The 8,062-nt window shown below is 26.9% G+C and carries 6 protein-coding genes and 1 pseudogene; all 7 read left to right on the plus strand.

The window, feature by feature from the left end; genetic code table 11:
- Positions 1–579 (plus strand): zinc ABC transporter substrate-binding protein (locus HUJ77_RS13265; RefSeq protein WP_291709378.1); only part of this gene is annotated, 579 nt, incomplete at its 5' end.
- Between the two features lie 187 nt (positions 580–766).
- Positions 767–2,575, plus strand: a complete 1,809-nt coding sequence (locus HUJ77_RS13270) for a MutS family DNA mismatch repair protein (protein WP_291709380.1) — start codon at positions 767–769, stop codon at positions 2,573–2,575.
- A 286-nt stretch (positions 2,576–2,861) separates the two neighbouring features.
- Positions 2,862–3,776 (plus strand): 3'-5' exonuclease, encoded by a 915-nt coding sequence (locus HUJ77_RS13275; RefSeq protein ID WP_291709382.1) that lies wholly within the window; start codon positions 2,862–2,864, stop codon positions 3,774–3,776.
- Between the two features lie 97 nt (positions 3,777–3,873).
- Positions 3,874–4,290: a CBS domain-containing protein gene (locus HUJ77_RS13280; RefSeq protein ID WP_291709385.1), complete on the plus strand. Its 417-nt coding sequence runs from the start codon at positions 3,874–3,876 to the stop codon at positions 4,288–4,290.
- Between the two features lie 30 nt (positions 4,291–4,320).
- Positions 4,321–5,091, plus strand: coding sequence for a peroxide stress protein YaaA (yaaA, locus tag HUJ77_RS13285; RefSeq protein ID WP_291709388.1), 771 nt, complete (start codon positions 4,321–4,323; stop codon positions 5,089–5,091).
- Positions 5,092–5,441: 350 nt separating this feature from the next.
- Complete coding sequence (gene rpsA, locus HUJ77_RS13290; RefSeq protein WP_291709390.1) at positions 5,442–6,584, plus strand: 30S ribosomal protein S1; 1,143 nt, start codon at positions 5,442–5,444, stop codon at positions 6,582–6,584.
- A gap of 134 nt (positions 6,585–6,718) precedes the next feature.
- A pseudogene (locus tag HUJ77_RS13295) lies at positions 6,719–7,958 on the plus strand (IS256 family transposase).
- Positions 7,959–8,062 lie beyond the last annotated feature (104 nt).

Here is an 8,062-nt window from a genome sequence, read left to right on the forward strand (position 1 = left end):
GAAGAAAATCATGACCATGAAGGTGAAGAGGCTCACGACAATGAAGAAGAAGTCCATGACCATGAACATGGAGGAGCAGATCCTCACGTTTGGTTAAGTCTAGGTAATGCAATAATACAAGCAGAAAATATTAAAAATGCTTTATCAGAAGTAGACCCAGAAAATAAAGACTACTATGAAACAAACTTTGAAAATTTAAAAAGTGATTTTACTTCATTATATGATGAATATAAGGATAAATTTAGAGATTTAGAGAATAAAAATTTTGTTACTGGACATGCAGCTTTTGGATACTTATGTAAAGATTTTGGATTAACTCAAAAAAGTATAGCAGATGTATTTGGTGAAGGTGAATTAACAGCTAAAAATTTAGAAGCCTTAATCAATTACAGTAAGGAAAACGGAGTTAAGACAATTTTTAGCGAATCAACTGCTAGCGAAAAAGAAGCTGAAACTTTAGCAAAAGAAGTAGGTGCTAAGGTAGTTAAGGTATATAGTCTTGAAACAAAAGAAGATAATATGAGCTACATAGAAGGCATGAGATATAATTTAGAAACAATATATAATTCATTAAAATAATATAGATATAATGCTACTAAGACTTATAATTTTTATTGTCATAGCTAGCATTATATTTTTTATTATACATAAAATTATATAAGTATTAATATGTTGATGATTTTAAAAATTTATAGGTTGTAAAGAATAAAAACCTTTAGCTATAACAGAAAAAAATGTTAAAATAGTTAAGTGAGGCGGTGTATATATGAGCAAGGCATTAAACTTTTATAATAAAGAGATTTTAAATAAAAGTGAGGATATAAAAGCTTTAAATAATATAATAAATATAATTTCAACTATAAGATTAATAATAGTTATACTAACTATTGGATTAGCCTATTATTTTTATAAAAAAGAAAATATGATAGTTCTAATTTCATCTGTTATTATAGGATTTTTAATATTTATTATTGCAGCTATTTTTCATAATAAAAAGATAAAGAATAGGAAAGAAGCTAAATTATACATTAATATTAACCAAAGAGGAATAAATAGAATAAAGGGAAACTTCAAGGAAGAAGATAAAGGTGAGGAATTTTTAGATGATAAGCACCCTTTTGTTAGTGATTTAGATGTTTTTGGGAGAAATTCATTATTCCAAATGATAAATTCTACAAGAACTAAATTTGGAAGAGAAAAATTAAGTAAAATAATATCATTAAAATATATTCCTAATAAAGCAGAAATAGTTGAAAGGCAAGAAGCTATTAAAGAGTTAGGAGAAAAGATTAACTGGAGACAAAAGTTAGAAGTAAAATCTACCTTTAAAAAAAGTGGATTAAAGGATACTGAAGCTTTATTAAATTGGGCAGAAAATAAGAAAGAAATTAAGCCACTATTAAAAATTGTACCTTACATTTTTATAGCTTTGACAATCTTCTCTATTCTTTTAGTAGCTTTAGGAACTTTACCTATAACATATTTACTTTTAGTATTTATGGTTAATTATTTAGTAGTAAAGATATTAACAAAGGATCTTGCAGAAATAATATCATTATTAAGTAATCATAAAAAGGATATTGAAGCCTATACCAACATATTAAGTTTAATAGAAAATGAAAACTTTGAAAGTAAGTTACTAAAAGAATTAAAGGCAAAGTTATTTAATGAAAAGAAAAATGCAGTAAAGGAAATGAAAGCATTAAAATCCCTAGTAGATTGGCTAGGAGATAGTAGTGGAAATGCATACTATTTAATATTAAATGTAACTATATTGTCAGATACATTTATCTTAAGAAATTTAGAAGAGTGGAAAAATTTAAATGGCAATAATTTAAAATCATGGCTTGAAATTATGGGAGATTTTGAGGCGTTATCAAGTATTGCTAATTTGTCTTTTGATTTTGAAAGCTGGTGCTTCCCTGAAATATGTAATGAAGATAAAGTAGAAGCTATAGGGGTAGCACATCCAATGTTAGGGGAAAAAGCAGTTTCTAATAGCTTTATTTTAGACTCTAAAAATGGGATAAGTAGAAAAGTTGCTTTAATTACAGGTTCTAATATGTCAGGTAAAAGTACTTTCTTAAGAACTATAGGAATAAACTTACTATTAAGCTATATTGGAGCACCAGTATGTGCTAAGAAGTTTAGATGTAGTATTTTTAGTATTTATACTTGTATGAGGACTAAGGATAATTTAGAAGAAAGTATATCTTCATTTTACGCTGAAATACTAAGAATAAAGATATTAATAGAAGCAGCTAAAAATGGGCAGAAGGTATTTTTCCTATTAGATGAAATTTTTAAAGGAACTAACTCAATGGATAGACATGAGGGAGCTAAGGTTCTTATAAATCAATTAGTAAGCAATGGAGCTATGGGATTAGTTTCAACCCATGACTTAGAACTTTGCGATTTAGAAGAAACTAGGAAATGGCTTAAGAATTATAATTTCCAAGAGTATTATGAAAATAATAAAATTAAATTTGATTATAAATTAAGAGAAGGTAGAAGCAAAACCCAAAATGCAGTTCATTTAATGAAGATAGCAGGAATAAACTTCGATGATAATTAGTAAATATATTAGGGCGACTTGGAGTTTACCAGGTGGCAACAAAAGCTCATTAAAAGGTTAAGAATAATAAAAAGTGAAATGAGCACTGATTTTCATAATTCCAAATGAAATGAGGAATTATTTCCTTTAGATAAAAAAGAAGAAAAATATGATTCTAGTGTGACTTGGAGCTTGCGACGGAACAACTAGAATCATATTTTCTTCGTTATTTCTAGAAATAATAGTGAAAAATATTTAAAAAAATGGCATAATATACTTGTGAGTATAAAAATTTGAGAGGTATGAAATGGCATTTATAATAATTGATTTGGAGTTCAATAACTTAGAAGGGATACATAAATATTATCCAGATATATTTACAAAGTATCCAAGCCTAGAAAATATTGATTTGGATAATGAAATAATAGAAATTGGTGCAATAAAACTAGATAATTATATGAAGCCACTTAATGAATTTAAAGCATATATTAAACCCTCTGTTATTCCAATTTTGAATCCAAAAATATCTGAAATAACTGGAATAACAAATACTGATTTAGAAAATGGATTATCATTCCAAGAGGGGATTCAAAAGTTATCAGAATTAATTGATGATGGAGATATTATATGTTCTTGGGCAAAAGACGATATAATTGAAATAATTAATAATGCAATACACTATAAATATGATAACTTAGATTGGCTAAAAAGTTATTTGGATTTACAAGAGTATTCTACTAAGATATTGGGAAAAAAGAAATCCTTGAGTTTAAAAAGTGCATTAGATGAATTTAAGATCAAAGTTGATAGTAGTAAGCTACATGATGCTTTAAATGATGCAGTTTATACTGCTGAAGTATTTAAAAGAATATACAACTCAAGAGTTCTTAAAAATTATATTATTAAAGATATATATAACATGCCAGCAATGGATATTAAAAATTTAGCTGAATATAAATTAGATATAAACAAGCTAAAGTGTAAATGTCCTAAGTGCAATTTAGATATAGACTTTGAATATGATTTTATTCCAATGAAATGGAGATTTATAGCCATTGGAAAATGTAAAAAGTGTAATAATAAAATTATTGATGAAGTTATAGTTAAGCAAACCTTTAGTGGAGAAGAAGTTTATAATGAGATTGCCACTATAATTGATGAGATTGAGTATATTAATTATAGCTATAAGTTTAAAAGGGTAAAAAATAAATTAATTAATTAACTATTAAGATTTTATATAGTGTAAAATAATTACCATAAAAGTATGATAAGATTTTTATATGACTTGGTTTAATTTTAAGTATTGGAGAAGATAAATTATGAATATTGCATTTTTTTTAACACCTAAGAATGAAGTGATATACGAATATTTAGATGCAACTATGAGACAAGTTATAGAAAGAATGGAGCATCATGGATATACAGCTATACCATTAATAAATAAGGAAGGCAAATATGTTGGAACACTAACAGAAGGAGATTTGCTTTGGAAACTTAAAAATACTCCAGATTTAAATTTTAGAAATACAGAAAATGTTAAAATAGTAGATATACCTAGAAAAAGAAAACATAAGAGCGTTTCAATAAATGCTAATGTAGAAAGTTTAATTTCTTTAGCTACAAATCAAAATTTTGTGCCTGTAGTTGATGACGAAGGTATTTTTATAGGAATAATAAAGAGAAGTGATATAATAAATTATTGTTATAATGAAATGATTAAAAGAAAGATAGTTTAACCAATAAGCAAAAGTAAAAGGAGGAACATTATGATAATTGTTATTTCTCCTGCAAAAACTTTAGATTTTGAAACACAAAATAGTAACTTACCAATGAGTGAGCCCAGGTTTTTAGATAAGTCGCAGGAAATAATAGATGAAATTGTAAATTATGATAGTTATTCTTTAGAAAAACTTATGAAAATAAGTACAAAGTTAGCTGATTTAAACAGAGATAGATTCCAAAAATGGACACCAAGCATAGATACAGCAAAACAAGCTATTCTAGCTTTTAAAGGTGATGTCTATAGAGGGATGGATGTAGGTAGTTTATCGGATTCAGAACTTTTTTATGCTAATGAACATTTAAGAATATTATCAGGTCTATATGGAGTACTTAGACCTTTCGATGGCATTAATGAGTATAGACTTGAGATGGGTACTAAGCTAAAGGTAAATGGATTAAAGGACTTATACGAGTTTTGGGGAAGTAGATTAGAAGAAAGTATAATTGAAGAATTACAATCTCATAAAAATAAGACTATAATTAATTTAGCTTCAAATGAATACTTTACTGCTATAGAAGGAGTAAAGAAAAGTAAAAAGGTAAATGTTATAACTCCTATATTCAAAGAGCGAAGAGGAGATGAATATAAGATAATATCCTTTAATGCTAAAAAAGCTAGAGGAATTATGACTAGATATATTATACAAAATGAAATTGAAGATATAGAGGAATTAAAAAAGTTAGATATAGATGGATATTTATTTAATGAAGAAATGTCCACAGAAAAAGATCTAGTATTTATAAAAGAGAAGTAAAAGGTTGCTGAAAAGCAACCTTTTTTAATGCATAATTATTGTTATAACTCAGACAAGCTGAGTTATGAAAAATTTACAGTATTAATATTACCTAAATATAAAGTAAAGCTTTTATAAAAACTAACATTGAGCATAGACTTATAGCAAGCTTTAATATAAAAATACTCTTTAGGCAATACAGGTTTTTAAATTATATTCTTATAATAATTAATTATAGAATATAAGAATTACGTACTAATAATATAGGATTAATGTAGATAAAAAAAGTTAATAGCCATAAAGGGTTGTAATCAATATCATATTAAATTAAAATTATAATAGTATATAACATAATTTAAGGAGTGAAATACATGGATAATCAAAACTTAGAAGGAACTATGGGTGACTTATTAAAAGAGTTTGACGTTAAGAGAATAAGAACCGGTGATATATTAGATGGTGAAGTAATAGATGTTAATGATAAAGAAGTTATGGTTAATATTAATTATGCCTTTGATGGAGTTATAGAAAAAAATGAATTAACTAATATGGATAAAGATCCTAGAGAAGTTGTGAAGGCAGGAGATAAAATTAAAGTTTATGTCTTATCACCAAATGACGGAGAAGGGTATGTTCAATTATCAAGAATAAAGGCTTTAGAAATAACTGAAAGAGAAGATATTAAAAAGGCTTTTGATAATGAAGAAATAATAAAAGTGTATGTTAAAGAAGAAGTTAAAGGTGGAGTAGTAGCTTATTATGGAAATATAAGAGTATTTATTCCAGCATCTTTAACATCAAGAGATAGAATAAATTTATCTGATTTAATAGGAAAAGAATTAGAAGTAAAAATAATTGAATTAGACTTTAAATCAAGAAAAGTAGTTGCTTCAAGAAGAGTAATAGAAGATGAAATATATGAAGATAAAAAGAAAGAATTATGGAAGTCAATTAAGTCAGGAGAAAAAAGAACAGGTATTGTTAAAAAGCTAATAAAAGCTGGTGCAATAGTTGATATTGGAGGATTAACTGGATTAATTCACTTAAATGATTTATCTTGGGGAAGAGTTAATAGAGTAGAAGATGTTGTTAAAGAAGGAGACAAGGTAGAAGTATTTATTGGAGAAGTAGATGCTAAAAATCAAAGAGTTTCTTTAATTTTAAAAGATATAAATGAAGATCCATGGGCTAAAAATGGAGAAAGCTTAAAATTAGGAGATATTCTAGAAGGAAAGGTAGTAAATTTATTAAACTTTGGTGCCTTTGTAGAATTATTCCCTGGAGTTGAAGGCTTAGTTCATATAAATGAAATAACAGAAGAACATATAGCAAAACCTTCAGATGTTTTAAAATTAGGGCAAAAAGTAAAGGTTAAAGTATTGGATGTTAATAAGGAAAATAAGAGAATTTCTTTAACTATAAAAGATGCTGAAGAAAAATCTAAGGAATATTTACAATATAACGATAATGATGAAGGTGTATCATTAGGAGATTTATTTAAAGGATTATTTTAATAATTAAATAAATAAGAATGGAGCTGTTGGGACAGTAGTTAGTTTTGTGTAAAAACAAAATTAACTACTGTTTTTTTGTATGAACAGTTGGTAGTTTTGGAATAATATACTATAAAAACTTAGGAGGAAAAATTATGCCAAAGAAAATTGATACTAACTTTAATTACAATGAGGAAGTTAAAAAATGCAAAACCATTGATGATGTTATGGGAAAAAATGGACTTATACAAAAACTCGTAAAAGATGTTCTTGAAAATATATTAGAAGGAGAGATGGAAGGCCATTTGGGTCGAGATAAATATGAAAGAAGGGAAGATTCAGATGAATTAAAAAAGAACTATAGAAATGGTTATAGTACAAAGAATTTAAGAAGCTCCTTCGGTGACGTCGATTTAGACGTACCCCGTGATAGAAATGCTGAATTTGAGCCACAAATTATAAAAAAATATGAAACTGTGTGTACTGAATTAGATAAAAAGATTATATCTTTATATGCCAAAGGTATGTCAACATCTGATATTCAAGCTGAAATTGAAGATTTATATGGAATAACGATATCACCTTCAATGGTATCTAAAATAACTGATAAAGTACTCGCTACCGCAGCCGAATGGCAAAATAGATCATTAGATAAAATATATCCAATAGTTTATTTGGATGCTATGTATTTTAAGGTTAGAAGTAATGGAAAGATAGTTAACAAAGCTGTTTATATATGCTTAGGATACACTATGGATGGATATAAAGATATATTAGGTATATGGGTTGATGAAGCTGAAGGCGCTAAATTCTGGTTAGGAATTTGTAATGATTTAAAAAATAGAGGTGTAAAAGAAATTTTAATTGCTTGCATGGATGGATTAAAAGGACTCCCACAAGCTATAAAAACAGTATTCCCATCAGTAAATATTCAAACATGCATTGTTCATCAAATAAGAAATTCAATGAAATACATAGCTTCAAAAGATAAAAGGGAATTTATGAAAGATTTAAAGGAAGTTTATAAAGCTACAACAGAAGAACTTGCGTTAGCGCAGCTAGATAACCTAAAAGAGAACTGGGGGCATAAATATGGAATAGTAATTGACTCCTGGTATAACAATTGGAATAATCTTTCAACATTTTTTGAATTTTCTCCACCTATAAGAAAAATGATTTATACTACAAATGTTTTAGAAGGATTTAATCGTCAAATCTGTAAATTTACTAAGGTTAGAGTCATCTTTCCAACAGATGAATCCTTAAATAAGTGTGTGTATCTAGCAACAATGGAGATATTAGAAAAAATGGACTCAACCTATACATAATTGGGGAGCTACGCTAGCGGAGCTATCAATAATCTTTGAAGATCAATTAAAAGATGAATTAGCTTAAAAGCTTGTACTTTTTATAAGTTTTATGCATATTTTTAAATTTTTTTGAAATACTAAAAAAGGTAATAAGAAACATTATTAGTATTTCTTAAATAGAAAAAAATA

The sequence above is a fragment of the Clostridium sp. genome (genome assembly GCF_021443865.1).
Classification (GTDB): Bacteria; Bacillota; Clostridia; order Clostridiales; family Clostridiaceae; genus Clostridium.